25 protein-coding genes and 3 pseudogenes are annotated in these 24787 nt (G+C 46.0%); 8 read left to right on the top strand and 20 right to left on the bottom strand.

From position 1 onward, the window contains the following. Window positions 1-89: 89 nt before the first annotated feature. Window positions 90-1271, bottom strand: a complete 1182-nt coding sequence (locus SPB21_RS04370) for an MFS transporter (protein WP_499865686.1) — start codon at window positions 1269-1271, stop codon at window positions 90-92. Between the two features lie 389 nt (window positions 1272-1660). On the opposite strand from SPB21_RS04370, the gene SPB21_RS04375 reads away from it, so the two are divergent. Then, a complete protein-coding gene (locus tag SPB21_RS04375) occupies window positions 1661-2206 on the top strand; it encodes a hypothetical protein (RefSeq protein ID WP_163698644.1) in 546 nt (181 codons plus the stop codon). Window positions 2207-2262: 56 nt separating this feature from the next. On the opposite strand, the gene SPB21_RS04380 is transcribed toward SPB21_RS04375, so the two are convergent. Beyond that, window positions 2263-2877, bottom strand: a complete 615-nt coding sequence (locus SPB21_RS04380; RefSeq protein ID WP_499057584.1) for a hypothetical protein — start codon at window positions 2875-2877, stop codon at window positions 2263-2265. Between the two features lie 758 nt (window positions 2878-3635). Between SPB21_RS04380 and SPB21_RS04385 the strand changes: the two genes are divergently transcribed. Continuing rightward, window positions 3636-4556 carry an ankyrin repeat domain-containing protein gene (locus tag SPB21_RS04385; RefSeq protein WP_499865688.1) on the top strand — a complete coding sequence of 307 codons (921 nt, stop codon included), beginning with the start codon at window positions 3636-3638 and terminating at the stop codon, window positions 4554-4556. Window positions 4557-4772: 216 nt separating this feature from the next. Here the strand turns inward: SPB21_RS04385 and SPB21_RS04390 are convergent. Continuing rightward, window positions 4773-4920, bottom strand: a pseudogene (locus SPB21_RS04390) (transposase); the annotation flags it as partial. Window positions 4921-5100: 180 nt separating this feature from the next. On the opposite strand from SPB21_RS04390, the gene SPB21_RS04395 reads away from it, so the two are divergent. After that, window positions 5101-5298, top strand: a complete 198-nt coding sequence (locus tag SPB21_RS04395) for a hypothetical protein (protein WP_499057590.1) — start codon at window positions 5101-5103, stop codon at window positions 5296-5298. Window positions 5299-5698: 400 nt separating this feature from the next. Here the strand turns inward: SPB21_RS04395 and SPB21_RS04400 are convergent, their stop codons facing one another. The 11 genes and pseudogenes from SPB21_RS04400 to amiF all read right to left on the bottom strand — a co-directional run. Beyond that, window positions 5699-6196 carry a YbhB/YbcL family Raf kinase inhibitor-like protein gene (locus SPB21_RS04400; protein WP_499057593.1) on the bottom strand — a complete coding sequence of 166 codons (498 nt, stop codon included), beginning with the start codon at window positions 6194-6196 and terminating at the stop codon, window positions 5699-5701. A gap of 373 nt (window positions 6197-6569) precedes the next feature. Further along, a complete protein-coding gene (locus SPB21_RS04405) occupies window positions 6570-7493 on the bottom strand; it encodes a helix-turn-helix domain-containing protein (RefSeq protein WP_499865689.1) in 924 nt (307 codons plus the stop codon). A gap of 103 nt (window positions 7494-7596) precedes the next feature. Continuing rightward, entirely contained in the window at window positions 7597-8124 is a 528-nt protein-coding gene (locus SPB21_RS04410) for a GNAT family N-acetyltransferase (RefSeq protein WP_499865690.1), read from the bottom strand. Window positions 8125-8241: 117 nt separating this feature from the next. After that, window positions 8242-8469, bottom strand: a complete 228-nt coding sequence (gene nrtS / locus SPB21_RS04415; RefSeq protein ID WP_163670699.1) for a nitrate/nitrite transporter NrtS — start codon at window positions 8467-8469, stop codon at window positions 8242-8244. A 111-nt stretch (window positions 8470-8580) separates the two neighbouring features. Then, entirely contained in the window at window positions 8581-10083 is a 1503-nt protein-coding gene (locus SPB21_RS04420) for a sodium-dependent transporter (RefSeq protein ID WP_163670698.1), read from the bottom strand. A 164-nt stretch (window positions 10084-10247) separates the two neighbouring features. Then, window positions 10248-11933, bottom strand: a complete 1686-nt coding sequence (locus tag SPB21_RS04425; protein WP_163700793.1) for an ArnT family glycosyltransferase — start codon at window positions 11931-11933, stop codon at window positions 10248-10250. A gap of 39 nt (window positions 11934-11972) precedes the next feature. Continuing rightward, on the bottom strand, window positions 11973-12635 hold the full coding sequence (locus SPB21_RS04430; RefSeq protein WP_163670695.1) for a YdcF family protein: 663 nt from the start codon (window positions 12633-12635) through the stop codon (window positions 11973-11975). 291 nt (window positions 12636-12926) lie between these two features. Next, on the bottom strand, window positions 12927-13859 hold the full coding sequence (locus tag SPB21_RS04435) for an alpha/beta fold hydrolase (RefSeq protein ID WP_163670693.1): 933 nt from the start codon (window positions 13857-13859) through the stop codon (window positions 12927-12929). 278 nt (window positions 13860-14137) lie between these two features. Continuing rightward, window positions 14138-14665 (bottom strand): DM13 domain-containing protein, encoded by a 528-nt coding sequence (locus SPB21_RS04440; RefSeq protein ID WP_499865692.1) that lies wholly within the window; start codon window positions 14663-14665, stop codon window positions 14138-14140. Between the two features lie 151 nt (window positions 14666-14816). Further along, a pseudogene (locus tag SPB21_RS04445) lies at window positions 14817-15047 on the bottom strand (cysteine hydrolase family protein); the annotation flags it as partial. 416 nt (window positions 15048-15463) lie between these two features. After that, window positions 15464-15716, bottom strand: a pseudogene (gene amiF, locus SPB21_RS04450) (formamidase); the annotation flags it as partial. Window positions 15717-15920: 204 nt separating this feature from the next. Here amiF and SPB21_RS04455 point away from each other — a divergent pair. Next, window positions 15921-16595: a response regulator transcription factor gene (locus SPB21_RS04455; protein WP_490795137.1), complete on the top strand. Its 675-nt coding sequence runs from the start codon at window positions 15921-15923 to the stop codon at window positions 16593-16595. Between the two features lie 96 nt (window positions 16596-16691). Here SPB21_RS04455 and SPB21_RS04460 read toward each other — a convergent pair whose 3' ends face one another. The 3 genes from SPB21_RS04460 to SPB21_RS04470 are packed head-to-tail and all read right to left on the bottom strand — an operon-like array spanning window position 16692 to window position 19426. After that, the gene (locus tag SPB21_RS04460) at window positions 16692-18428 is read right to left on the bottom strand and encodes a CHASE domain-containing sensor histidine kinase (protein WP_499865694.1); all 1737 of its coding nucleotides are present in this window, start codon (window positions 18426-18428) and stop codon (window positions 16692-16694) included. A 9-nt stretch (window positions 18429-18437) separates the two neighbouring features. After that, window positions 18438-19073, bottom strand: coding sequence for a LysE family translocator (locus SPB21_RS04465; RefSeq protein ID WP_499865695.1), 636 nt, complete (start codon window positions 19071-19073; stop codon window positions 18438-18440). Window positions 19074-19132: 59 nt separating this feature from the next. Next, on the bottom strand, window positions 19133-19426 hold the full coding sequence (locus SPB21_RS04470; protein WP_163670685.1) for a DUF433 domain-containing protein: 294 nt from the start codon (window positions 19424-19426) through the stop codon (window positions 19133-19135). Between the two features lie 319 nt (window positions 19427-19745). On the opposite strand from SPB21_RS04470, the gene SPB21_RS04475 reads away from it, so the two are divergent. The 3 genes from SPB21_RS04475 to SPB21_RS04485 are packed head-to-tail and all read left to right on the top strand — an operon-like array spanning window position 19746 to window position 21252. Beyond that, on the top strand, window positions 19746-20330 hold the full coding sequence (locus SPB21_RS04475) for a hypothetical protein (RefSeq protein WP_499865696.1): 585 nt from the start codon (window positions 19746-19748) through the stop codon (window positions 20328-20330). A gap of 11 nt (window positions 20331-20341) precedes the next feature. Then, on the top strand, window positions 20342-20773 hold the full coding sequence (locus tag SPB21_RS04480; protein WP_499865698.1) for a hypothetical protein: 432 nt from the start codon (window positions 20342-20344) through the stop codon (window positions 20771-20773). 35 nt (window positions 20774-20808) lie between these two features. After that, complete coding sequence (locus SPB21_RS04485) at window positions 20809-21252, top strand: HNH endonuclease (protein ID WP_499865699.1); 444 nt, start codon at window positions 20809-20811, stop codon at window positions 21250-21252. A gap of 108 nt (window positions 21253-21360) precedes the next feature. Here SPB21_RS04485 and SPB21_RS04490 read toward each other — a convergent pair whose 3' ends face one another. From SPB21_RS04490 to SPB21_RS04500, 3 genes are all read right to left on the bottom strand, one after another. After that, on the bottom strand, window positions 21361-21705 hold the full coding sequence (locus SPB21_RS04490; RefSeq protein WP_163670679.1) for a DUF5615 family PIN-like protein: 345 nt from the start codon (window positions 21703-21705) through the stop codon (window positions 21361-21363). Continuing rightward, window positions 21702-21995 (bottom strand): DUF433 domain-containing protein, encoded by a 294-nt coding sequence (locus SPB21_RS04495; protein ID WP_163670677.1) that lies wholly within the window; start codon window positions 21993-21995, stop codon window positions 21702-21704. The genes SPB21_RS04490 and SPB21_RS04495 overlap by 4 nt, the downstream gene beginning before the upstream one ends. A 191-nt stretch (window positions 21996-22186) precedes the next feature. After that, a complete protein-coding gene (locus SPB21_RS04500; protein ID WP_499865701.1) occupies window positions 22187-22807 on the bottom strand; it encodes a hypothetical protein in 621 nt (206 codons plus the stop codon). 141 nt (window positions 22808-22948) lie between these two features. On the opposite strand from SPB21_RS04500, the gene SPB21_RS04505 reads away from it, so the two are divergent. Beyond that, window positions 22949-24640, top strand: a complete 1692-nt coding sequence (locus tag SPB21_RS04505) for an ABC transporter substrate-binding protein (RefSeq protein WP_163703148.1) — start codon at window positions 22949-22951, stop codon at window positions 24638-24640. Window positions 24641-24787: the final 147 nt, after the last annotated feature.

A 24787-nucleotide genomic window follows, 5' to 3' on the forward strand; every position in this document is an offset into this window, starting at 1 on the left:
AGCAATCCCGTAGGGGCAACCACAAGGGATTGCCCTACGATAATCGCTATTTTCCAGATGTGCATCCATGGGAGTTGTAGAAAACTACCCTATCGCAACAAGCCAATCAGCAAAGCAATCGGGGCGGCGATTAATATCCACATGGCGTTTCCTAATCCAATGTAGAGAGCGGCAACACCGATTAATAAGGGCGCTAAACTACCGATGAGGCCAAATAGGTTGCTGAGGGTAATGACCGAACCGCTCTGTCCTAGCATGGCGGTGTAGAGCTGTCCTTGTAGAATCGAGTACCATCCGGCGTTGAGGAAACCAAGACACCCCAAAACGATGTACTTGGTGGTGAGGGAAGGAACCAACAAAAAAGCAGGATAAAGACATAGCACTAAAATCACACTGACTTTGAGGTACGTTAGGCCTCTCACTCTTTCGAGTAAAGGAATCAGAAGAAAATCTCCTAGGAGACCAAAGCCCAACCAAATGGCCATTGCAAAACTGGCCTGGGTTGCATTAGTATTCACTACGTCAACAAAGTACAGTGCAACAAAGCCACGGAATACATCCAACATCAAATCGGAGAACTGTAGTAATGTCAGCCACCGTACGATATTGGGACGTTTTAAGGCGGATATCGCATTGCGGAATCCATGGTTAAGACTATGGACTTTCCGAGCTTCGGGGGACGATGTGAGTTTAAACAGGTTGGGCGATCGCCATAGCAGCACTGCCATTAACCCGCTAAGAACGGCCAAAATAAACAGTGCCCCTCGCCAGCCTTGGTTGAGCGCGATCGCAACGGCCAGAATCAAAGGTCCCATCACATTACCCAAGGAACCGGCCAGGGTCCAACGTGCCATGTTTTGTTCATGGCGTGTGGGCTCAAGATCCATCAGGGTGGCTTGGGCAATGTTGACAAAGCTGCCAGATGCAGGACCTAACAGCATGAGCCCGAGCGTAAATCCGGTAAAGTCTTGGCTAAAGGAGAGTAGGAAGAGCGCGATCGCAAATCCCATGCCTCCACCTATAATCAATCGCCGTCGATGTCCCATATCAGCCCAGATGCCAAAAATTGGCTCGATTATCTGACTGATGGTACTGGGCGTGGCCAACAGTAAACCAACCTGCCCGTACGACAGGTTTAAATCCTGACGAATTAGGGGCCAAGCCGGATCTAAAACACCCCCAACTAACTCGTCCAATAGTTCAATGATCAAGAAGATGATAGTTAAACTCATCACCGTCTTGAGGGTTTTGTGTTTACCCGTCAATCGCATTGTGAAATTCTCCTGTCCTGAAAAATTTGATGACAAACGTAATGTTCAAATTTCTTGTCCAGCTGGACCAAGCGGAGGAATCCACGAACAGAAACGATATCTTACCTGTGACCATGGGACAGATAAGGTATGCTGCTGCGATCGAGTTTTAGAAAGTTACCAGGGTGGGAATCTCATTGTAAGTTTTTCAATGCACTATGGGCACAAGTATACTGATTTCATGTAGTACGAGTAGGGCGGAAATCCGATCTTGCCTCAATAAAAAATGGGATAGGTCAAAATGTCATGCTATATCCAAGGCTGTGTGGTTAATCCAGCTTGCTTCGCTGAGGTTGTACCAATCAACTAATGTTCATTCATCTTTTTGAAGACTTAGGAAGTTCTCTGAAGTGCACTACGGATTGCCTGATACGAATGCATCCCTGACGCTTCATTTTTTGAAAGAACATCTCTTGAGGGTTATAGATAATCTTCAAGAGGTGGCAGACATATACATTGATAGTAATGTGTATAGCAAAACTGTATCGGTCAATAATTGTCAAAGCGCTTTACTATATCAATTCAAGGGTAATGAGTGGATTAATGTTGAATTCTTGGCCTGTAGGCCGAAGTTTGACTTTATTAAAGGTATAGTCTCCAGCCTCAATTGTGAAGTGGTTTTCCTTACGGTGTGTGATACAGAAGATTCTATCCGCTACACGCATTACACATCAGCAGGAATCATAAGCCATTTCAGTTATCCTTCCGATGATTTAGAAGATGAGTATGAAGGTGATTGGTCAACTGCAGACATCTTCTTAAAAGATCAACAAATCAGCGCTTTTTATGCTTGTTGGTCTAGGCAGGCTCGACATAATAACGTTGCTACGATTGTAGATGAGCGCTTAAATGTTGATGATTTTGTAGGTATTTTCAGAATTATATTTCGCTCCTAGTTATATTGTTGAGCCATGCCTGCTTTGGGTAGTGCTATTACAAACGATACTCTCTGTTAAATTTCAAAGTAGTCAGCTTGCACAACATCCTTTATGTCCAGTCGCGTAAATTCGAATAAAACATTGTCTCCTGCCACAAACGGACCAATACCCTTCCAAGTAATCTCGATAGGATAAATCCCCTTATTGTAAAAGAAATCATTCGCAACAAGAAAAGCATCATCGCGTGTTACATCGAAACCCAAAGAGCGATATTCAGAATAAAATTCGTAATAAGCTTTGTTGGATATCTCAACATACTCCAATCTTTCCAAAAGCGCACCTAACCTGTAGTAAAAATAATTTAAATAGGTACCAGTGTCACTGAACTCGAAGAAAACTGCTTCCGAGCTCAAAAATCTGGAAATTGCCTGCGCATCCTCTCTATTAAAAATTGCAAGAACAGGAGCAACCTTTATATACTGTAGAGCGGACCAACCATGACCAGTTAATTGTATGCTGTAACAGCATGCTCGATTTCCTAACGTTATATCTTTTCCATAAACATTCTGCTGATGAAGTCCACAATTTCTTATTTTCTTTAGAGCAAAGCCAACCTCATCGATATTAGCTTTCACCAATATTAAGTGGTCATTGGAGTTAAGTGCACCTAATCCTTTTCTATCAGGCATAGGCGTTGACTCAAAATCCGAAACGTATCTACCTAGAATTTTCTTGCCACGCATTAGGCTACTTAATCACTCACATAGGTCTCTAGTGTAGCTACATTTGGGCATCCAGTTGAACCATAAACATCCATAATCGCTTTTTCAATATCAACATCCTGTGAGCAATAGCCGCCTGGACACAATCTATTTGCTTGTTCGATGAGTCTTTGCTGTCGGTTTTCAACCTGCCGAATATGATCCTGCAAAATCCTTTCGACTAAGTCAGTATCAGAGGCTGAGTTTACATATGCTTCATTCTGTTGAAAAGAAATTGGCCTTGTTGCAGGTCCCCTAATCCGCTCTTATTCAATGTTACTTGTTCTCGTAATCAACTTCTGAAAGATCAAACTCCATAGCCTGGATCGATTTCCTCACTCAATACAGTTTGGACAAAGACGTCATCAAGGTTACCAACGCAAAGCGGGACGATTTCCCCAGGAAGTTAGAGTTCGAAGTTCGGAAGTAGGAGGACTCTGCGAGAAGAGCAAAGCCCTACGCAATGCCTTCCCTTTCCGACTGCCGACTTCTGGCTTCCGAGTTCAGTCCTAGCCCACATTTCCGTTTATCAGAACTATTGGATATTCAGTCAATCAATTGCTAGGAATAATGGTTAACTTAACTGACATCTGAAATAATCGTTCGAATCAATTTAGAGACTCATTTTTAAGGCTCAAAAGATGCAGAGAGCATGTTTGATTGGGGGGTGTTTATTATTCATCACAATGACCCTTATCGGTTATCGGTTTCGATGGGGGGGGGTAAGTTGGGTAGGTATTGGCCCACCTCAAAGGGCTTGCGAAAATATCAAAGTTCTCAATACTTACTTGACCACAGGTGGTAACCCTTCCGCATATCTTGGCCGAACACCATTGATCATGTGTGCAGCAGAAACGAGGAGCTATAAAATCGTCTCTAAACTGATTAATCTAGGTGTCGATATTGATGCTCAGAAAAAAGCTATACCGTTCCCAATTATGTCTGAGGATATTGGGACTACAGCATTATATATGGCGGTTCAAAAAGGGGATATGAAGATTACAAATTTATTACTAGAAAATGGAGCAAATATAAATATTTCCAAGGCTGCTGAATCACCATTAAATCTAACAATTGTGCTCAATCGGCCTAGGCTGTTGAGCTTGTTTCTGAAGAGTGAAAATGCTGTTTTTGAGTTTGATGGGGGACTAATTGCTAATGCTGGATACTATGACGGTTCAAAAATTTTTAGAATCCTATTTGAAGCGGATGTGCATATTGAAAGCGCATACTTATCTAGAGCACTAGAGAATGCTGCATCTAGAGGTAATTTACAACTTGTGAAGTTTTTGTTTGATGAGGATGCTGAGGTAAACAAAGAGCCTAATTCAAATGTTCCAAGTGCACTTCATCGCTCTGTTGAAGGGAATCATCTAGATGTGACAATTTTTCTAATAAGCGTTGGGGCAGATGTAAATTTAGCAGATTGGAATGAAAATACCCCTCTCCATAATGCAGCGATTTTCAACCATCATGAAATAGCAGCCATTCTCATTGAGAATGGCGCAAACATAAATCTCAAAAATTTCAAAGATAAAACACCTCTTGAAGTTGCAATTGAACACAGTAGCCTAGAGGTAGTAGATTTGCTTATCAAGAATGAATAGGGTTTTAGAGAATCCTATTTTCTTTGACAGCATAATGAGCATGAAATGAAAAGTAAGTAGGTCAGGCTTGAGAAACTCAGCTATAGCGGTTTCTAATCTTCTGAGGTACAGTAACAGCAATGAGTGAACCAGGACTAATATCGTCAAGAGAGACTTCTGAGAAGGCTTCTTCAATTGCTTTGGCCAAGTCGGGATAGGTTCTTGTACCGATGAATTTAAGGCGGCTCTTAAGTTTAGACCAGCAGTTTTCAATCGGTGAAAAATCTGGTGAATAGGGAGGCAAGTAAATTAATTTAGCTCCGGCAGCCTCAATCAATTCACGAACCGTTTCACCCAGATGCACTGAACAATTATCCATTAACACACAAGCCCCCGCCCACAACTTTGGGATCAGTTTTTGACTGATAAAGTCTTAACTATTACAGCTCAGCAACGTTCGATCTTTGACTTTCTGAGTGATGCCTTAAAAGCCTCTCGACATGGTTCTCCTGTACCTTCATTGATCCCTGAAGGAGACTAACCCCCCTGAATCTTTACGTTTTTTATGCAAGATCCATCGTTTCTGGCCCATCAAAAGGCGATGGCAGACCGTAAAGGCCGAAGCAATGTCGAGAATTTATTCGGCACTCATGAGGTGCCCAGCGACAATCAAATTCGCTCATTGCTCGATGAGGTTCCTCCCCATCATCTGTTTGCCATGTTCGATGCGGGTCTCAACTCCTCAAAGCAACGGACCAATTAAAGACGTTTCGTAGCTTCAAAGATGAGTTGCTCATGCCCATCGATGGGACCGAGTATTTTAGATCGACCCAAATTCAATGTCCGTAATGTTCCCATCGCAAACTCAAATCCGGAAAGCTCCAATATTTCCATAGTGTCGTTACTCCGGTGCTAGCGTGCCCGGGGCGAGAGCACTTGATTCCCTTTAGTCTCTGAGTTTGTCGTGCCTTAGGATGGCCATGATAAACAAGACTGTGAGGTCGCTGCTGCCAAACGTTGGCTGACCCAACATGGCAAACGCTATCAGGACTTACGCATCACGGTCTTGGGCACGGTGTCGTACTTGATATCATAGGGAGACCTAAGATGTTTCAGGCAGTCAACCTGAGGAGATTAAACGGTGTGAGCTGAAGATAATCAATTTATCGCCCATAGCGTCCAGTAATTGTAGCCTCTGCCAGAATATGACCACGCATCAAAAAAGCGAGTTTAGCACCAGTCGTTTCAGGACCGGTGGGCAAATAATCCACATCCAGGGCATAGACAGTAACAAGGTATCGGTGGGGCGTATCACCGACGGGCGGGCAGGCACCCCCATATTCACTGGAACCGTAATCTGTATAGCCCTGTTGACTACCTACGGGCAGCAAATTAGCCGCTGGGTTGCCAGCATCCTGGGGCAGACTATGCGTGTCAGCAGGAATGTTAAACAATAGCCAATGCCACCAGCCCACACCTGTGGGCGCATCAGGGTCATACATAGTGATCACATAGCTTTTGGTCCCAGCCGGTGCACCAGTCCAGCTTAGTTCTGGCGACTGATTGCCCCCTTCACAACTAAAGCCTTGGAAGACCATGGACTGGGGTAATGTGGCATTCTCGGTTATCTGGGGGCTAGTGAGAGAGAATGGACTTGCCATGGTAGCAGATTGAAAAACAATCACGCTACACAAAACCAACATAAATAACGTTGTTTTTCTCAGCATAATAAATACCTCTTGGAATTACACGAAATCCTGGCCAATATGAAATCCTGACTGATAGCGCTTGATATTGCAGGGCAGGCTTCAACGGTGCGCTCAGCCGCCCTCCACAAGGGAGTGCCCCGACGATGATTGTCTTTAGTCGGGATTAATAAATGGCGCAGCCCCTACGGGGTATCTAGTTTGACTCGGGGTTGTTGTTTGGATTTTGTATTAGACGCTTTGATTATCAAGGCAATCAAAGGTAGAGATCGATGCAGGGAAGTTCAATTTTGCGCCTCAAAAGCTCAATCTGCCAAATGGCCTAAGATTAGTGAACATGACTTGCTTTGCCAGAACGAATATCCGATGGGTTCAGGTCATAGTATTTACGAAATCGGGCTGCAAACCGAGATTGAGACTTATAACCGCAGGCCAGGGCAATTTGGGCAACACTCTGATGACTTTGTTCCAGTAATTCCATGGCTTTGTGCATGCGCTCTTCATCTAGCAGCTGACGGTAACTTAAATTGGCGCTTTGCAGCCGTCGCTTGAGGGTAGAAACACTCATATCAAGTCTTTGAGCCAATCGTTCTAGGGACCAATCATCTGCAAGATTGTTACTGATCAACGAACGAAGATGCGTAGCAAAATCAGGATAAATGGACTTTAAAAGCAGCGTTCGAACATTACTTTGTAGCAATAGCAAGACTACTTCTATAAGACGATGCTCATTGAGCATAAGGATTTGATGATATCTATTGGACGTTCCTTTGACTAAGTGGATGAGTGCATCTGCTAGGGATGGCGATAACACAATATTGAAATCTACAGTTGAGAGTGCTTCAGTGATGGGAGAGTTTGGCTGAGATTCAATGATTTCTGGATACGCCCTCCGAACACGTTCCAGTAAATTATTTGATAGTTCCAGGATGAGAGCAATGTACTCGCCTTGGATTGGAGGCTGATTAATGACATCGAAAGTAATATGCGGAGGGATAACAAATAAATCGCCCGCTTCAAATGTCAATGGTTGTTCATTGATATAGAAGATTTTGGATCCTGATAGGATGATAACAAGCGAGGGGTAGGTTACTTTCAGAGTGCGTATCGTCTCTCGATGGCGAACTACTAACTTTGTTAATGTGGCTAAGGGTTGAACTGTAGTGTTATTTACCGCTGTGTTAGGAATTAATTCTTGAGCAGTCAACAAAAGTTGCTGGCAAAATTTCTCTTTAAGCTTCTTGTCTGACACCTGAGACATCTGCTTTGACAAATAATTGAAACACTTTAATTTTGATATTCTACAGGCCTACTCAGGCATCAAAGCCATATCTGCTAGAAATCCTTAGTGTGGATCAGAGATCGCCTCCCTCAGGTTTGCACTTAGGTTTGCAAACATAGATGGTACCTCCCTGATGGATAAAGCCCAGCTTGCTAAACAAGCGAATAGAACGGTGGTTGAGGGTATCAATATCAGCTCGCAAGAGCGTGATTTTGCGATCGCAAAATGCATACCAGATAACTGCGCGCAGTGCTTCTTGCATATACCCATGTCCCCAGGCTGACCTGGTAAGCATGCAGCCCACCTCTGCCGAGTTGTTTGTCAGATCAAAGGAGTGCAGACCGCAGGTGCCAATCAATGTATGGTCGGTACGTCGCTCAATACCCCATTCCATAGATGTCTGTTCTTGGAAGAGCTGGCTGACACTTGAGAGCATCTCGTCAACTGTTGCTGGGGTCGAGAATGTCTCATCACTTGCGAACCGCATCACCTCTGGATCGCCATAGATAGCAAATAGACTGGCCTTGTCATTAGTCGACATGGAACGCAGCCTGAACTGCCGAGTCTTTAGCTCGGGGAGAGTTTTTGGAAAGGGTTGCATAGGTCACCTTGAACCAGGCTAGTCGGCAGTCGTTCTACCCCCATTAGCATGGGCGACCATGGCATATCTAACCATGCCATGGTCGTGTTCTGTATTCAACTAAGTACCTGTATCCAACTAAGACGCTGACTGACGCTTGCGATAAGCATACTGCCCATGGATATTGACAGAGTAGGGCACGACGTAGGTTAACAGTCCAGCCAGCCAGCGGGTGGGTGTCATTTTACCCTTAGCAAGGGCGGGGCCATGGTTGATGCTGAACAGAAGAGTACCAACGACAAGCGCAACTTTGACCGCACCGGGACATAGATCACGATCAATCAGGGCAGAAAAGTAGCTTTTCATAGCAGATGCTGGTAACGAATGTTTTTTATTTCAGGTACATAGATTTAAAAGTTAACACAAAATGTATCGAATCGAACAGTTTTGATGGGCTGTGTTACTTAGAAACCCTAACTATTTCCTGGGGGGAATAGTGGCGGAATAATGCTCCGTTTTACTTCCCTCTAGTTTGATGATGAAAGGAGCGACCATGATGACAATTGGGAACAACACCCACAGCCAGCCAAAGGCTAACGCCCAGCTTGGATAGCCTTCATAGGGAACACGGAGATCATTGATCAGTTGAGCTACTAAGAGTGCAGTTAGACAGCCTGGAACAATAAACTTGATCAATATGGACCACCATCGATTTACTTGCCAGTTGCTGACGTTGTTAATGTATCGACGCAGTACTTCAGCTCCATAGATCCAACCTCCTAAAATTGCTTGGGCAATAGCAATCAATATGAGGGTGTAATTTGTGATGAAGTGGTCTGTAATGTCTAGAAAATAAAGACCTGCCTGGGTGGTGTATATTAATCCCGCCAATAGGCCTGACAAACAGACGCCGATGGATACGTATTGAGTCTGCCAGTTAGGTTTAAGATCTAGGATGGCTGCGTTAACCGCTTCCACAATGGAAAATGCGCTATCAATCCCCAGGAAGAATAGCATGAGAAAGAAGAGGACACTAAACACCCCTGGTAGTGGCATGAGACTAAGGGCTTGGGGAAAGACCACAAACGCTAAACCTGGTCCAGAGGCCGCCAGTTCTGTTACTGGGGTATCTGTTTGCAACGCCATGTATCCCAAGACGGCAAAGACCACAAAACCTGAGAATAAGCTAATGGCACTGTTGGTCAAGGCTGTGATCCAGGTGTCTTGCACAATCTCACTGTCAGGAGATTTATAACTGGCGTAGGTCAGCATTGTGCCAAAGGCCAGGGAGAGAGTAAAGAAAATTTGAGAGAACGCGGCTGACCAGACTTCAGGCTTAAGTAATACTTGCCAAGCGGGAATGAGATAGACCTGCCAACCGTCTAAAAAACCAGGTAGGGTAACGGCCCTGATAAATAAGACGCCTAGTAGGATAATAGGCAATGGTACAGTCCAGAGAACGACGTGACCCGCACTGTGAGGCCCACGCCAGATACAAAAATAAATCATCATCCACACAGCTGCCAAGGCAAGCAGAATGGGGAAATTAATGGCACCAACTGTACTTATCCCTTCACTTAGATGCAGGACCGACTCAAAAAAGTATTGTTCTGCATTTTCTGACCAACTGACGCGAAAGGCTGCCAAAAAATAAATAAGGGTCCAGGCCATGACGACTGCGTAGTAAGCAATGATTATGAAGCCTGCGATAACTGCAGCTAAACCAAAGCCTTGGAACCTGGGATGCATTTTCTTAAATGCACCGATTGCCCCTTGCTGCATTTTTTGCCCAATGGCAAACTCCAGCATCAGGAGAGGAATCCCAACAACTAATAGCGCTACTAAATAAGGAATTAGAAAAGCCCCACCGCCATATTTACCGGCAAGATATGGAAAGCGCCAAACATTCCCTAAGCCAACGGCTGAACCAATAGCTGCGAGGATAAAAACTGTTTTGGAAGACCATTGCTGACGTGCCATAGTATTGAATTCTTGTTGATGCGGTTCCTGATATTGTCTGTGTCACAGGCTATGGGAAACAACGTTGCCAAAGCGTTAGTAAAGCGTTCAAAGCTAAACAGAGTACCCCAACAAGGGTTTGTTAAGCTAAGGCATTACGGGATACGTGCAAAGATGCTGTTCCGTTAGTGCTCTGGAGTGAAGATTACGCGAGCTAACTGATAGGTGCCTGCTGTTTGTAAAATCTCTCCTGACTGGCTGGCGCTAATGGCTGTGGCAATTTCATCGGGATGACCCACGACCAGGGCTTGACCAGTGGCCTGTAATTGCTCTGAATCAGGGTTATAGGTATATAGTACAGGGCTTTGGGTATAAAACACCAGACTGGGTTTCATAAACCCTACCATTGCTATGGTTTCATCTGGTTGCTGTTCTGTTTGGATGGTCTCGGCTAGCTGTCGTAAGGGTAGCTGACGCTGGCTGTCGGCAATGGCGGCTACGGGCAAAATGGAAACTACAGTAAATGCCATGAATGCTATAAAACTTACGGCCCATACCCAGCGAACACGTCGCATTAGCAACAATCCTAGCCCTGCCAGGGTGGCTAGCCCCCATACAATGGAGCCATAGGCCATAGCCTGAGAATCTCGTACTAATACCGGAAAGTCTGGCATGACTGGATCACCCCCGATCCAATTGGGGGTGAGGTAAGAGGCTATGGAGAGAATTGCAAAGAACACAATGCTCAAGATAGCGCTGATCCAGGTACCGCGCTGACGCGGCCCGGCCCACATAAGCCCCACCAGGATGGCTGCTGCTGGCATGAGCGGTAGCACATAGCTGGGTAGCTTAGTCACCGCAGCCGTAAAGAAGCAGAAAATGGTGAGAAACCAAATGAGGGCAAACAGTCCTAGCTGTTTCTCTCTGGGCTGATGTCGCCAGTAACCTAAGGCCCAGGGGCGCAAGCGGGTCATGGCAAAGGGTAACCCTGGGGACCAGGGTAAAAAGCCGACGGCGACGACGGCAAAGTAGAAATACCAGGGGGCGGCGTGGCCATTGACGACGTCGGTAAAACGTTCGTAGTTGTGGTAACCAAAAAAGCTGTCGATGTAGGTTTGACCATGGATGGCGATGACGGCGATGAACCAGGGCACCGTCAACAACAGTGTTATGAGACTACCCTGTAGCAGTTTGATTTCTTTGAGTAGGGTGCGAATCTGGCCCACATAGGCCGCAAACACTGTCACAATTAACCCTGGAATGACCAGTCCCACAGGGCCTTTGTCTAATACTGCCAGGGCGACAAAAATGTAGAAGCCGTAGTACCAGCGGGGGGCTTGGGCATACCCCCAGAAGAAACACAGCAGCGCGGCTCCCATACAGCCTGATAGCAACATATCTGAGACACCAGTGCGGGCCCACACCAGGGTCTCTGGGTGGAGGGCCATGGAGACGGCACCCACTACAGCTGCCAGGGTGAAGGCTTGTCGTTTATCTTGAATGTCGGCGGACTGCCCTCCATGGGCATAGCCAAACCGTTGCAGGGTGTAAAAGCTAAACCCGGTTAAACCAGCAGCGGCCAATGCCGAGGGTAGTCGCACGCCCCATTCTCCCACACCAAAAATGTGAAACCCTAAGGCCATCCCCCAGTACACCAGGGGAGGTTTATCAAACCGGGTTTCACCGTTGAAATAAGGGGTGATCCAATCGCCGGTAGCGTACATCTGACGGGAGGCTTCGGCAAATAAAGGCTCTGTTTCATCGATTAAGCCAATGCTGTCTAAACGCCAGAAAAAGGCAATAAACAGGGTGAAAACCACGGTAAGGATGGCGACCCAGCGGACAGATGACTGTGATGAAGCTGACCCCATTGCGATCGCACCTCCGATAAACCATGTTTCCGCACTAGTTTACTGTGCAGCGGTCGGATTCATGGAGTGAATCGGTCGGGGTTGATAGCGTCCCATCACACCATAGGCAACGAGACCCAGGGTCTCTCGCATGGTCAGTAGACGGCGATACCGTAGCCCCAGCGTCTGCGGCAGGGGGCTGGGGTAAGGAATGACGTCAAACCCAAGGCTGCGAAAAACTAGCTGCGATCGCAATAGATGGGGAGGATCACTCACTAAAATAATTGATCTAACCCCACTGGGCATCAACTGTTGAGCCGTATATTTAGCATTTTGTTCTGTGGTGCGAGAACAAGCTTCCCCCGAGATTTTGCTAGGAGCTATGCCCACACGCTCTAATTGATTAGCCAGAAAAGGTGCATCTCCATGGCCGCTGACAAATACCTGTGGGGCACGATCCATCGCCATGAGTTCAGCCGCTGCCATCACCCGGCTATTTTGTAACGACCTGCCGCGCCCCAATATGACAACAGCATCGGCGGTTTGTCCCTGATAGGCCGGGAGGAAATGCGTCAGTAAGGGCTCTCCAATCAGCAATGGTGAAACGCTTACCAAAAATGCGATGGGAAAACCCCAGCTCCACACCCGCTTAATCGAGCGGCCTCGACCCAGCAGAATAAAACCCCGCATCAAGAGTCCACTAATAATTAGGAAGCTGAGCATAAGCATGCCCCCTATCATTAAGCTTGCCAGGGGAGATTTCGCCACCCACCAAGTGATGGAACCCGTAAACTGGACCCAACGGCTCACACTGATATTTTCCGGACAAATGTCTAGAATCATTCCGAGGTTCATGGGCGTATTAGTCGTGTGAGATTAGGCAGACGCGCTACCCGCGTCTGACAAAATGCACATTAGGTTTCTATATGATAATTAGTTAGTAAACCTTAATGTTCCAATATACATACCATAAAGGCAAATTTTTTGGGTGTTACCCAGGTCTACCAATTGAACCTACACAAAAGACACAATTGCCTGGGCTGTGTTCCTGGGTTTTTCTAGGTGGGGCACATGGCCACAGTCATCAATCCACACCAGCTTGTTATTGGGGATGGTCTGCTGAAAGCGTTGAGCATCTTTGGTACCCAAGATTTTGTCCTGCCTACCCCACACAATCAGCGTCGGTGGTTCAATCTTTTGAATATAGTTAGTCAAGAAGTTATAGCCACCGCTTTTAGTAAATGCAATCAGGGCTTCTTTCCAGTTGGGCATCTGTAGATGTAAGGCAGCACAAAGTTCAGCATCCGGAGTCACAAAGGTGCGATCGTAGTAAGCCTGTTGGCTAATCCGCCGCCGTACACCAGGATTTTTGAGAAATGTGGTTGCCCAGCCATCAAGGGGAGGCACCATAAATTTTCCCATGGCTGGTCCAGCAGCAAATCCGGCACTGTCTAGAAGCACCAGTTTCTCCACTGCTTCTGGAAAATTGAGGGTAAAGTCAATGGCGGCGGCTCCTCCCATGGAAGCACCGGCCAAGATCATTGGCTGGCCGATCTGCTGTTGCCAAAAACTATAGATATGCTGCTGGATAGCCGTAGGAGTAATGGGGGCATCCGTAGTGCGGTCAGTAAACCCAAAGCCTAGTAAATCCATTACCCAGACTTGAGCATTAGCAGATAGCTGGGGGACTAAACGACGAAATTCAAAAATCGAACTGTCAAATCCATGGATTAATAGGATAGGTTTGCCGGTTCCAGCACACATATAGCTAGTGGCTATGGGCGATTCTGTGAGATTGGTAGAGATATCAGCAAACTGGATTTGACTGGCTAGGGCCACCGATGTGTCTTCGGTTAGATGCTGAACATCAGCGGGTAATGTGGTTGCCATTAAGCAAAAATCGGGAAAAGTACAAAACGTCTGCTGACGTACCTTTCCATTATCCATGGCAACGGAAGTATTTTCTCCCAATGGGGCTGTTAGCGTTTGAGGCTTGATCTATGGCAGTTCCTGACATACACAATCGACCTCGTCGTAACCCCGAATATATGCAATTAGAAATAACTTATTTTTTCACAACTCCTTACCTTGTTTCTAACAATTGAAAATCCCCCAGAGCTTTACCTGCTAGGGGCAGAGCGGAGTTAAGGGGGATCTTCAAAAATCGAGTAATAAACCTTTCTTTTTTACTTAGGAGACTTTTAGAATCAAAATATTATCCCGTTCTAAATCGCTGCAAAGCCAAAGGTTACATTAAACTGACGGCACCAAATCACAGCAGACTTAAATTCATCAATGGAGATATCCTCAGGAATCTCATAGCGCTGACTACCGTTAATGGATTGTAGATCTCCTAGATTCACAAACTTGTCAGAGCTATAGCTTTGGGGAGTCGCTTCTTTGTGTAGCAATACAAATAGATCAGGACCGTCATCAGTGCTGAAGGTCTCGTCAAATTCGAGATAGCGCTTACCATTTTCTTCGACAATAGTTACGCCACCAACGGTATCGCTGGATACAGTAACAAAGCTGCCTGTACCCGTTGCAGCGCAGGGGTTAGCAGCAGCACAGGGGTCAGCAGCACAGGGGTCAGCAGCACAGGGGTCAGCAGCACAAGGATTAGCAGCACAAGGATTTACACTTGAAGCAGCACAGGGAGCTGCATATGCCGGTTGAAAACTGTTGGTAACGATCGCTGTGCTAACAGTCAGCATAGAAGAAACAGCCAGGGCTGCAAAGTAAGTAAGTTTCATGTTGTTTACTGAGAAAAAATAGTCAGAAGGACTTGAACTGCCAGCGATGACCGGCTTGACGGTTTTTAGTAAACAGGGCTAAGCTGAATCTCGCCTGAGTAAAAAGAGTTCTTAGATAAGCTTTGGCTTAGAAGATTTTTTATATATTACGACGCAACAACAAGTCTAGATCAGTCGCAAAAAATGCCCCTTTACCAGGTTATCGATCACAGTTTCCCCTGGTAGAGGAGCTAGCTTAGGGATGATTTCCCAGCCTGCTTCACCACGTACCAAAATGCGACAAAAGTCCGTTTGCATATCAATGATGATCAGCGGTATTGTCGGGACGCAGATCGCCATTGTAAGGATAGGAATAGGGGGCTGAGGTTACGTAACGACCCATGGGTATTACACTCGCTCCAAAGCAGGCATACCATTTCTATCTCTGATCAAAATGTTCGCAACGAACCAAATTTTAATTTTTGATTTAGGGAACCAAGTGTTCAGGTCTACGTCCATATCTAATGCATCTACGATTGCAGTGGCTTTGAGCTACTTAACTATCAGAAATTCTCGAAGCTTTTTGGGCATCTCACCTTAGCTTCATCGCACCTATAGCGAACATGTCATGAGAGAAAATAAAATTTTTATAATTACTGCCCTGATCAGCTTGGGCTTAGTAGCTGGAATTTTTGTGGTGACGTTATGGTTGTCCAATAACCACACCCTACCAAGGCTCAGGTTGAATACAACCAGTCAAAACCGCACAGCTTAGAAAATATAGAAAAGCTACTAACCATTGCTCAAAACACTAGAAGATCACTCCTCTCCCTTATACTCACGGGTTGGAGCGTCAAATCCACATGAAGTACCATCGGTATACACCACGTCGTCTTCCCAAGGCAGCCGATAATTACCGGTCACCATATCTTGCCTGATAGATATAGGGACAGTCTTGAGCACCCCCTTTGACAGCTACATAGCCTCGATGACCAAACAGGTAAATATTGTTTTCTACGGACTAGTGCTGACGGGCCTCGCGCACTAAATCTGGGCGTACTTCCTCATCCACCCATCACCCTATCCTCGCCATGCAGACCTATGGTGTTAATTTAGACGAGACCTACGTAGAGAACTGTGTACTTTGTTGCAAGTTAAGTGTTTTGTAATGTAGCGGTAACAAATCGTCAGTAATAGGTGTAGTCAATTACACAGCATAGGAGTAATGATCTAGTCATCTTTAGATAGGAAGTATTGACAGTTGGTATAGGTAGCAATGCGTCTTCTGTTGGTTGAGGATGATAGTCAACTTGCAGAGTCTTTGACAGAGGTGTTAGAGGCCCAGCGCTACGTGGTGGACGCTGTTAAGGATGGGGAATCAGGCTGGAGTCAGGTGCAACTGATGGACTATGACCTGACGCTGATGGATGTGACCTTGCCTTACCTAGACGGGATTCGACTATGTCAGCGGTTGCGTAGTCATGGCTATGAGCTGCCAGTGCTGATGCTGACGGCGCGGGATACCAGTCAGGATAAGGTTCGGGGTTTGGATTCTGGGGCAGATGCCTATATGGTTAAGCCCTTTGACTTATCTGAGCTTTTGGCCCAGATCCGGGCTTTGTTACGTCGGGGCAGTGCACAGTCTCCTATGGTTCTCGTTTGGGAAAAGTTGAGCTTAGACCCAAGCACCTATGAGGTCAACTACAACAAACAAGCCCTACGCCTGACCCCAAAAGAATTTTCAATTTTAGAACTGCTGCTGCGCAATGGTCGACGAGTGCTAAGCCGTTCTTTCATTCTAGAATCTCTTTGGTCCATGAAGAGTCCACCCGATGAAGAGACTGTTAAAGCCCACATTAAAAGTTTGCGCAATAAACTCAAAGTGGCTGGCGCACCTAAAACATTAATTGAAACTGTACATGGTGTAGGGTATCGGTTACAGGGAAAATAATATACCTACCTCTAGCATGATTGTGTAGCTATCTCAGGGCAGGTGCAAGGCCAGCCCCTATATTACCCTACATGGGAATTTGTGTGCCTCGGGGCGTTAATCAATGCGTGGTAAAGTCACCTTAAAAGTTGTTCCCTGGCCTAGCTGACTCTTGCAGGCGAGGGTACCTTGGTGAAGCTGTAAACAGGCATTGACGACTGATAATCCCAGACCGGTACCGGCAATATTGCCCACATTGGTCCCTCGATAGAAGGCTTCGTAAAGTCTGGCCTGGTCTGCTTTGGGGATACCAATACCCTGATCTTGCACCTGGAAAATAATCTCATGATGGTGACAAGATAATTCTAAAGTTACCTGGGGTTCAGGTCCAGAATATTTTATGGCATTGGAGAGTAAATTAGTCAAAATTGCTCGCAGTAGCTGCCGGTCAATATAAGCTTTTTGGCAATCACCGGATATTGTAAAACTAATGACTGGAGATGTTTCAAAGCTAAACCGAACCTCTTCTATTAACTGTTGACAGTACTTTTCTGGGTTGATAATTTCGGGGTCAAATTGTAGTTTGCCAGACTCTGCCCGCGATAGGGTCAACAGATCATTCAGTAGCTGATTCATCCGCTTAGCTGTGGCTCGAATACGTCCATAGATATGCTGATGATTGTTGGCTTGGGTATCGGCTTCTAACGCCTGGGCTGAGAGCAAAATGGTACTGAGGGGTGTGCGTAGCTCATGGGAAGCCATGGAAAAAAGACGAATTTTAGCTTCGCTCAGTTCTCGGGCCCTAGAGAGTTCTGTTTGGGCTTGGAAGAGATAGCGAGCAACTATTGTCGTGAGCAACAAACCGATAATTAGCGTAGACAAGGCACCCCAGGGTGCTAGGGCTGGATAACTGGCAGCAGGAGTAAAGGTGATGGCCCACTGACGTCCTCCGGTAGTAAGGGTGTGGGTGCAGTCAGTGGATGAGGGACATGGCGTTCTGTTAGCCACATGCTGATCTATCTCTGTTGTCACTGTTTGAGTAGCAGCATCATAGCTACCTAATAACTGTTCAGAAGCTGCTGCACTCTGATCTCTTAGGATAAAGTCAATGTTGTAATTGAGGGTTTCCAGGGACTCTTCGATTACATCTGAAACCCGAAAAACTCCTAGTAGATAACCGTTGAGCTGATTGCGACGAGCTGTCTGGGATGGGGGAATTGTGGAGTTATTGTATAGGGGCAAGAAGACCAGAAAACCAAACTGATTTTTGTTTTCTTGCACTAACCGAATTCGACCGGAGGCTGCAATTTGCCCAGTATCTCGGGCGGTTTCAAGGGCGGTGCGGCGAGTGGGGTCAGAGATAAGATCGTAACCGAAGGCAAGTTCATTGCCTGCTAAGGGTTGCAAATAGGTAACAGGAATATAATAAGGACGGGATGCGGCACGGGTGAGGCCGCCACGGTTTTCTCGTTCGGTAATTTGAAAGGAGGCATAGCCTTCGGTCTGGATAGTAGTCTCGAAGGTGTTGCGATCTTGTTCGAATACTACTGGAGCCCATTCCAGAGCCTGGATGCCGGGGTAAGTTTTGAGTGCCCGTTGGACAAAGCGGTTGAACTCGGCACGGGAGACAGTTTGTTCTGAGACGGTGTAGAAGTCTCCCAGGGCCAGGAGTAAATCGGTATAGCGGTTGATGCTACGCTGAAGGGCAGTGGTGAGGCCATCGGTTTGGTGTTGGAACTGGAGGCGATAGTTGGCATGTTCCCAGCGAGCAACAGCAAGGGTGGCCAGAATAGATAGGCCAGTGCCTAAAAGAAGGGTGAGAACAATAGGTAATGTTGGATGACGGATACGCACATGCCTTACCTATGGGTTATTCGCTTCGAAGATGAGTTTAGCACCTAGCAAGGACAGTGTGGTGCCAGCGATGCGGTCCAGCCATTTTTTGGAGGCGAGATAGCGGCCGCGAGGGGTGGTAGCAGAGAGTGTTAAAGCAACTAAGGAATACCAGCCAGCTTCGATGATAAATACGACAATTGGCAGGGCGATGACTGCGAAGGCGGGCACATTGCTGGGTAGTAAAGAGGCAAAAACACTGGTATAAACAACAGCGGTTTTGGGATTGCTGATTTGAGTGGTGAGGCCCAGGAAAAATGAATACCAGACTGGATTTTGCTGAGTCTGTTGCTCGGTAGGATTCAAGGTGACCGGCTGGGCAGAGTCTTGCCAGATTTTATAGCCGAGATAAATCAGGTAGACTCCTCCTAGGACTTTTAGGGAAATGTAGAGAACGGGTACGGCGGTGAGGAGAGTGAGGAGACCGAGTAGGGCAATGGTGGCAAACAGGACGCCGCCAACACCCATGCCTAGCGCCGCTGTTAGGCCATCTTTGCGGGAAACGGCTAATGCGGTGCGAGCGACCATCACGAAGCTAGGACCAGGGCTCATGGCTCCGATGGTCAGGGCTATGGCAATACTAAAAATGGCGGCAAATATTTCCATAGTGGGCTCCGTTGATTAGCTGGTAGGTTATCACAGCTTTATGGATGAAGCCATCGAAGCTATTCATGTTCAAATATTTCATGAACAGCAGGATGGATGAGTTCTTCTGGAATATGATTACGCTCAATATATTTGTTGATTTCTACTTGGTTGTCTAAGTAGAAGCTAAGGGCGTCAAAGACTTGTGCCAGCGTAAGTTGAGGAAACTGTGTGGGAATGTCTTCGGCATAGGTTCCTAAGCGCCATTGACCGACAATGGCGCTGATTGAAACGCGGGTGCCTACGATGGTTGGCTCACCGTTTAGGATATCTGGATTTCGGGTAACGTATCTTGATGTAGGTGCCGCTGTCATCGATTTAATCCACACAGGTGTAATCAGTCCTTAGTGCCCTTAGTATAGTTTTCGTTTATGTGTGTGATAATTTCTTGGCTCACCAATGATGAAAGTGTGGCTACTGATGTAGTATTACCCGACATCTTGTCTGAAAGATGCATCGTTAATAGTCCGGTCATGCTGATGGCAACCTAGCTTACTAAGCAGAGAAGGCCACATCGCTTTAGTCACCAATAATTGCCAAACTATACGGATGTAGTTCGGGGATATATGAATCTAATTTAAGTTAACATCTGTTATGGGTACGGATATTCCAGTTTTCGTAGAATATAGAAAAATGCCCTCAAAGAAAGAGCTTCAGGCCATTCTCCAAAACCGATACGGCATTAACAAAAATATTAGTCAGCCCCTTGATACTGAGGATTGTGAGCAGTTGTTGGCAACTTTGCAAAGCCAGCCCAGTGCCGTTAAGCTTGTGGATTCCTACGCCTCAAAGAATTCAGAGCTTGGCAAAAATAACCGGCATTACGGTCAACTTCGCAGCAACGCAGAAAAGAAGCTAAAAAAACTCCAATCGGAATATCAGGAGTTGGAAATGCAAATCGAAACAATGGAGAAGGCGAAGGCCAACCTGTCTGAACGGAAGCAGGTTATTAGCAAGGAAACGGTGGCCCTTGAGGCAGAAATTAAGCGTTTAACGGCTGAAAAGTCGTATCTAAATTCCAGGGTTCAGAACTTGACGACGCAGAATGACGAGTTGGTGGACGCGAATACTCAGCTCAAGAAGGATAATAAGGAACTTAAAAACTTTGTTGACCAGATCCGCTTACGGCTGGCCCGAGATACTAAAATGCTGCTGCAGTATGAGGATAGTGAAATCCGTAAGGCGTTGATTCGTTTATTCCGATGGACTCTGGGGTAGAGGGTATTGCCATGGCTACCAAGAAACGAAAAAAAAGCAAAAAGCGTCTCTTCAGTGGTATGGGCTACCGCGAGGTGCAGCGTTCAAATTCAGATCGGCGTAGCAAGCTACCTAAAAAAGATCGAACTTTGCTCAAAGAACAGGGATATAAAAATGTTGGTTGGGATAATGTCATTACCCTGTATCAAAAAATCAATGAACTGCTGCTACAACCAGATCCGAATGAAGATACGCTCGAAGAATTGTTTCTGAAAGTGGATCGGATTGGTAATAAGTATCAAACTCCAGAGGAAATTGCTGATTTCAATCGCCAGCTAGCTGCAGAGGCTAACGAAATTGCTAATGAGGTGGATCGGCAGTTTCCAGAGCTGGAAACAGAATTCATTGACTATAGCCAGTCAAGAACAAAAGCTAAATCAAGGTCCAAGCGCAAACGCCGATAGTTTTTAAATTCTCTCTAGATTGGGAGTGATCTGTTATGACCGACAATCAGAAAACTTTAGAAGAACTGTTTGCCCTGGCTGATAAAGTTGGGAAGAAGCGTTACAACCGATTAACCACCCAAGACTTTGAAGACTATCGCAAGTTTGACCATTGGCGCTACATCAATGGTAATAGCGAGTGTGGAACAACTCCTGAAAGCCGAAAGTGGGTTGGCAATAATGCTGACCGTCATTGTCCGGTTTGCAATCAACGATTTTCTGATTGTGGTGGTCCTACCATCGATCACAAACTGCCTCGAGCTCAGTATCCCTGGCTTTCACTTGATTTTAGGAATTTCTGGGTGATCTGTCGAGATTGTAATAAGGAGAAGGGAGAGCGCCATTGGTATGAGTATGAGCATTATATGTTTATCCATCATCGCGATCGCTACGAAGATGTTCAATTTGCTCGCCCACGCCAATTGCTGAAAACCTTATAAGCTAATAGCCAGGTGTGGAAGAATTTACCGGAATCAGACTGAACAAACCAGAAATGAGTGTTCAATATAATCTTATGAAAAATGTCTCATCACCCACAGGTATAATAACTAGGCATATAACAACTGATTGTAAATTTCATCAGCAGTCAAAGCATTTAGGATAATGCCAGCTCGCTTGGCAACTTCATAAGCATTGTTCTGTGGAGTCACAATGATACCTGAATGTTCTCTTTCTGATTGAACGTATTCTAGATGTAGTCTTTCAAAATCAACTCGATTATGGGTCAGAATGCAACGTTCTAAAGATGTGGCAAAGGCTAATTGTTCTGCATCAGAGTATCCTGTCACTTCTGCTTCGACAGTTGTTAAGACGTCTAAACCTCTGCTTCGCAAGAGTGTAGCCACTAGATTGGCAATATCTTCATCTGTGTAGAGCGATGCAAATATTTTCATTCTGCTTCCAGTGCTTTGCGGACAGCAGGATGAATGAGTTCTTCTGGAATACGATTTCGTTCAATGTATTCGTTGATTTCTACTTGATTGTCCAGATAAAAGCTGAGGGCATCAAAAACTTGTGCCAGCGTCAGCTGAGGGAACTGTGTGGGTATTTCTTCTGCAGGAGTGCCCAATCGCCATTGACCAACAAGCGCTCGCACTGAAACGCGAGTGCCCATGATGATGGGTTCCCCTCCTAATATGTCTGGATTACGCGTAACGTATCTTGATACAGCTGCGGTTGTCATCAATTCAACCTGGTGATGGATAATGTAAGATCAATTATATCTTCACAAGTTTCTAACTCACCAATTTAGTTCCTCTGCACATTCTTCAATAGGTGTGGCTAAACCTTCTTTGATAGAGTTCTGCATACCTGGTATAGCCAGTAAGAATATGGTTTCCTGAATTCTGGTCCAGTGTTTTTCTGAAAGAACATTCATGTTGTTTGCGGTGTGCGGTTGTCAAAGTCCTGATCCATATAATTTAAGAGAAAATCTGAAATGACTTGAGATATTTGATTGAATCGTTTGGGTGATAATTGTGTAGAGTTAGCAGCTAGAATGCCATGGGCAAAAACATGGCGTATACATCTAGCTAAAAAGCTAACATTCACTGTTTGACCATTTTGAAAGTCAGACATCATTTGCTTAAGGTTGTTTCCAGTCAAATGTTGAAAAAGAAACTCAGGTAAAGCATTGTTCGGATCTAATTCACGAATACGCTTAATTACTTTATATTGAGATTGAGAATTTTGGAGGGACTGTAATTGAGATTCTTTGCTTGGATTCAGGCCAATAATTCGGCAATATGTTTCAAATGTGGAATAAACGAAAAAGATTCTTGTAATGGCTGAATACAGTTGGGGTGTATCAGCGTTAGCATAACCGTCACCCAAGTCTAAGGCTTTAAAGCTTTTTGCTAGTCTAAATCGTGCAGACCATCTAGCTAGTTGTCCAAAATTATCAGCTAATTCTACAGGGAGGATATTTCCTGGTTCACTAGTTTGAGCTACGTAGCGGGACCATGCTTGAGGATAATTTTTTGTTGTATCAGGCATAAGCTTAAAAATGGTACGGGAACTAGAAGTAGACCATACTTCAATCTTCCCGATTTCTTCCCGAATTTTTCCTGAAAAACTTCGTCTGTCTGGCCTAACCTGCTGCCAGTTAAACATCTTTGTCAGCGAAGGAGTCAGGCAATGCGGCGACGAGACCTACTAAAGCGCGGTACAGCATTTACCGGAGGCGTATCCCTAGCAGCCCTTATTAATGCCTGTGCTTCATCATCCAAACCTGCCGCTGAGTCAACCGAAGGTGCAACCACTGCCGATCCTGGCAAAGGTGCTGAACCTGCCGTACTCACTGTCGTCCAAGGTGGTGGCTTTCCCAATGGTCTGGACCTCCACCAAGTGGGCACCAACCGCCCCGCCTACGGTATCTCCTGGTGCCTCTACGATCGCCTCGTCACCTTTGGCACCAAAACTTTAGACGATGGTTCCCTCTCCTATGACTATACCGTCATCGAACCCGAGCTAGCCGAATCCTGGACCGTCGCTGACGATGAGCTATCCGTCACCTTTAATCTGCGCAAAGACGCTATTTTCCACGATGGCACCCCCGTCACCGCCAAGGATGTGAAATGGTCCTACGACCGGGCTGTGTCCGTCGGTGGCTTCCCCTCATTCCAGATGAAAGCAGGAGCCCTGGAAAGTCCTGACCAGTTTGTCGTTGTGGATGACCATACCTTCCAAGTTAACTTCCTCAGAAAGGATAAGCTTACTCTTATGGACATGGCGGTACCCATCCCTGCCATCATGAACTCTACTCTAATTGAACCTAATGCTAGTGAAGCAGACCCTTGGGGACTGGAGTGGACCAACGCCAATTCAGCTGGTAGTGGTGCCTATAAGCTAGATACCTTTGCCCCCGAAGAGCGAGTCGTATTGGTGCGCAATGATGACTGGAAATCTGGTCCTGCCCCTGCTATTGAGAAGATTATTTGGCTGAATGTGCCTGAGTCAGGTAATCGTCGTGCCTTGCTAGAAAAGGGTGATGTGGATATTAACTATGAAGTATCTGAAAAAGACATTAGCGAACTCAAAGCCATGGGTAAGCACACGGTTGTTTCCACCCCCATTGAAAACTGTCTCTACACCATTGACCTGAACTCTCAGCCGGAGCTAGACGGTACTCCTAACCCCTTTAGCGATGTCAAAGTACGACAGGCGGTGGCCTATGCTATGCCCTACGATGCCATTGTAGACACGGCCCTCTATGGTGAGTGTGTCAAAATGTATGGAGGGGAGAGTTTTGAGCCGAAGAGTATTGACTGGCCGCAGCCGTATCCCTACAGCACTGATATGGCGAAGGCAAAAGCACTGATGGCTGAGTCTGGTTACCCGGATGGGTTTGATACAACACTGGCTTTTAATTTGGGTACTCAAGAATGGGCTGAACCCTTGTGTGTATTAGTAAAAGAGTCCCTGGCTGAGATTGGCATTAACGCTACTTTGGAAAAAGTTCCTGGCTCCAACTTTCGGGCTGTGCTGGTGGAGAAGAATCGCCCGATGATTGTTAACAACTTTGGTGGTTGGCTCAACTATCCTGATTATTTCTTCTTCTATTCGTACCACGGGCAGAATGCGACGTTTAATGGTAGTTCTTATCAGAATCCGGAGTTAGACAAGCTGGTGGATAAGGCGTTGGCCACAGAACCAGGAGATCCGGAGTATGAGAAAAGTGTCAAAGGGTTCCTGAAGATTGCGTTTGAGGAGATGCCCCGGATCGTGGTGGCGCAGCCGTATTTGTCGGTGGCGATGCAGCCTGGGGTGAGTGGGTATCAGTATTGGTTCCACAGACAGTTGGATTATCGGCAGTTGAAGAAGGCTTAGGGGTGTCCTCCTCTTACGAAGGGGAGATGCCGTAGGCGGAGGGTTTTCGATAACTTGTGCCGCATCTCGAAGACCCCTCCCTGACGGTTCCCCTTACGAAGGAGAACCAGTTATCGTTAAGCCTCTGTAACAGGGTTACGCCCTTCC

The organism is Leptothoe sp. ISB3NOV94-8A, assembly GCF_043421595.1.
Classification (GTDB): Bacteria; Cyanobacteriota; Cyanobacteriia; order Phormidesmidales; family Phormidesmidaceae; genus Leptothoe; species Leptothoe turfae.

Coding starts and splice junctions, on each gene's coding strand:
- SPB21_RS04370 (WP_499865686.1), bottom strand. CDS start 1,271: ATGCGATTGACGGGTAAACACAAAACCCTCAAGACGGTGATGAGTTTA.
- SPB21_RS04380 (WP_499057584.1), bottom strand. CDS start 2,877: ATGCCTGATAGAAAAGGATTAGGTGCACTTAACTCCAATGACCACTTA.
- SPB21_RS04385 (WP_499865688.1), top strand. CDS start 3,636: ATGACCCTTATCGGTTATCGGTTTCGATGGGGGGGGGTAAGTTGGGTA.
- SPB21_RS04395 (WP_499057590.1), top strand. CDS start 5,101: ATGCAAGATCCATCGTTTCTGGCCCATCAAAAGGCGATGGCAGACCGT.
- SPB21_RS04400 (WP_499057593.1), bottom strand. CDS start 6,196: ATGGCAAGTCCATTCTCTCTCACTAGCCCCCAGATAACCGAGAATGCC.
- SPB21_RS04410 (WP_499865690.1), bottom strand. CDS start 8,124: ATGCAACCCTTTCCAAAAACTCTCCCCGAGCTAAAGACTCGGCAGTTC.
- nrtS (WP_163670699.1), bottom strand. CDS start 8,469: ATGAAAAGCTACTTTTCTGCCCTGATTGATCGTGATCTATGTCCCGGT.
- SPB21_RS04420 (WP_163670698.1), bottom strand. CDS start 10,083: ATGGCACGTCAGCAATGGTCTTCCAAAACAGTTTTTATCCTCGCAGCT.
- SPB21_RS04425 (WP_163700793.1), bottom strand. CDS start 11,933: ATGGGGTCAGCTTCATCACAGTCATCTGTCCGCTGGGTCGCCATCCTT.
- SPB21_RS04430 (WP_163670695.1), bottom strand. CDS start 12,635: ATGCTCAGCTTCCTAATTATTAGTGGACTCTTGATGCGGGGTTTTATT.
- SPB21_RS04435 (WP_163670693.1), bottom strand. CDS start 13,859: ATGGATAATGGAAAGGTACGTCAGCAGACGTTTTGTACTTTTCCCGAT.
- SPB21_RS04440 (WP_499865692.1), bottom strand. CDS start 14,665: ATGAAACTTACTTACTTTGCAGCCCTGGCTGTTTCTTCTATGCTGACT.
- SPB21_RS04455 (WP_490795137.1), top strand. CDS start 15,921: ATGCGTCTTCTGTTGGTTGAGGATGATAGTCAACTTGCAGAGTCTTTG.
- SPB21_RS04465 (WP_499865695.1), bottom strand. CDS start 19,073: ATGGAAATATTTGCCGCCATTTTTAGTATTGCCATAGCCCTGACCATC.
- SPB21_RS04470 (WP_163670685.1), bottom strand. CDS start 19,426: ATGACAGCGGCACCTACATCAAGATACGTTACCCGAAATCCAGATATC.
- SPB21_RS04475 (WP_499865696.1), top strand. CDS start 19,746: ATGCCCTCAAAGAAAGAGCTTCAGGCCATTCTCCAAAACCGATACGGC.
- SPB21_RS04480 (WP_499865698.1), top strand. CDS start 20,342: ATGGCTACCAAGAAACGAAAAAAAAGCAAAAAGCGTCTCTTCAGTGGT.
- SPB21_RS04485 (WP_499865699.1), top strand. CDS start 20,809: ATGACCGACAATCAGAAAACTTTAGAAGAACTGTTTGCCCTGGCTGAT.
- SPB21_RS04490 (WP_163670679.1), bottom strand. CDS start 21,705: ATGAAAATATTTGCATCGCTCTACACAGATGAAGATATTGCCAATCTA.
- SPB21_RS04495 (WP_163670677.1), bottom strand. CDS start 21,995: ATGACAACCGCAGCTGTATCAAGATACGTTACGCGTAATCCAGACATA.
- SPB21_RS04500 (WP_499865701.1), bottom strand. CDS start 22,807: ATGCCTGATACAACAAAAAATTATCCTCAAGCATGGTCCCGCTACGTA.
- SPB21_RS04505 (WP_163703148.1), top strand. CDS start 22,949: ATGCGGCGACGAGACCTACTAAAGCGCGGTACAGCATTTACCGGAGGC.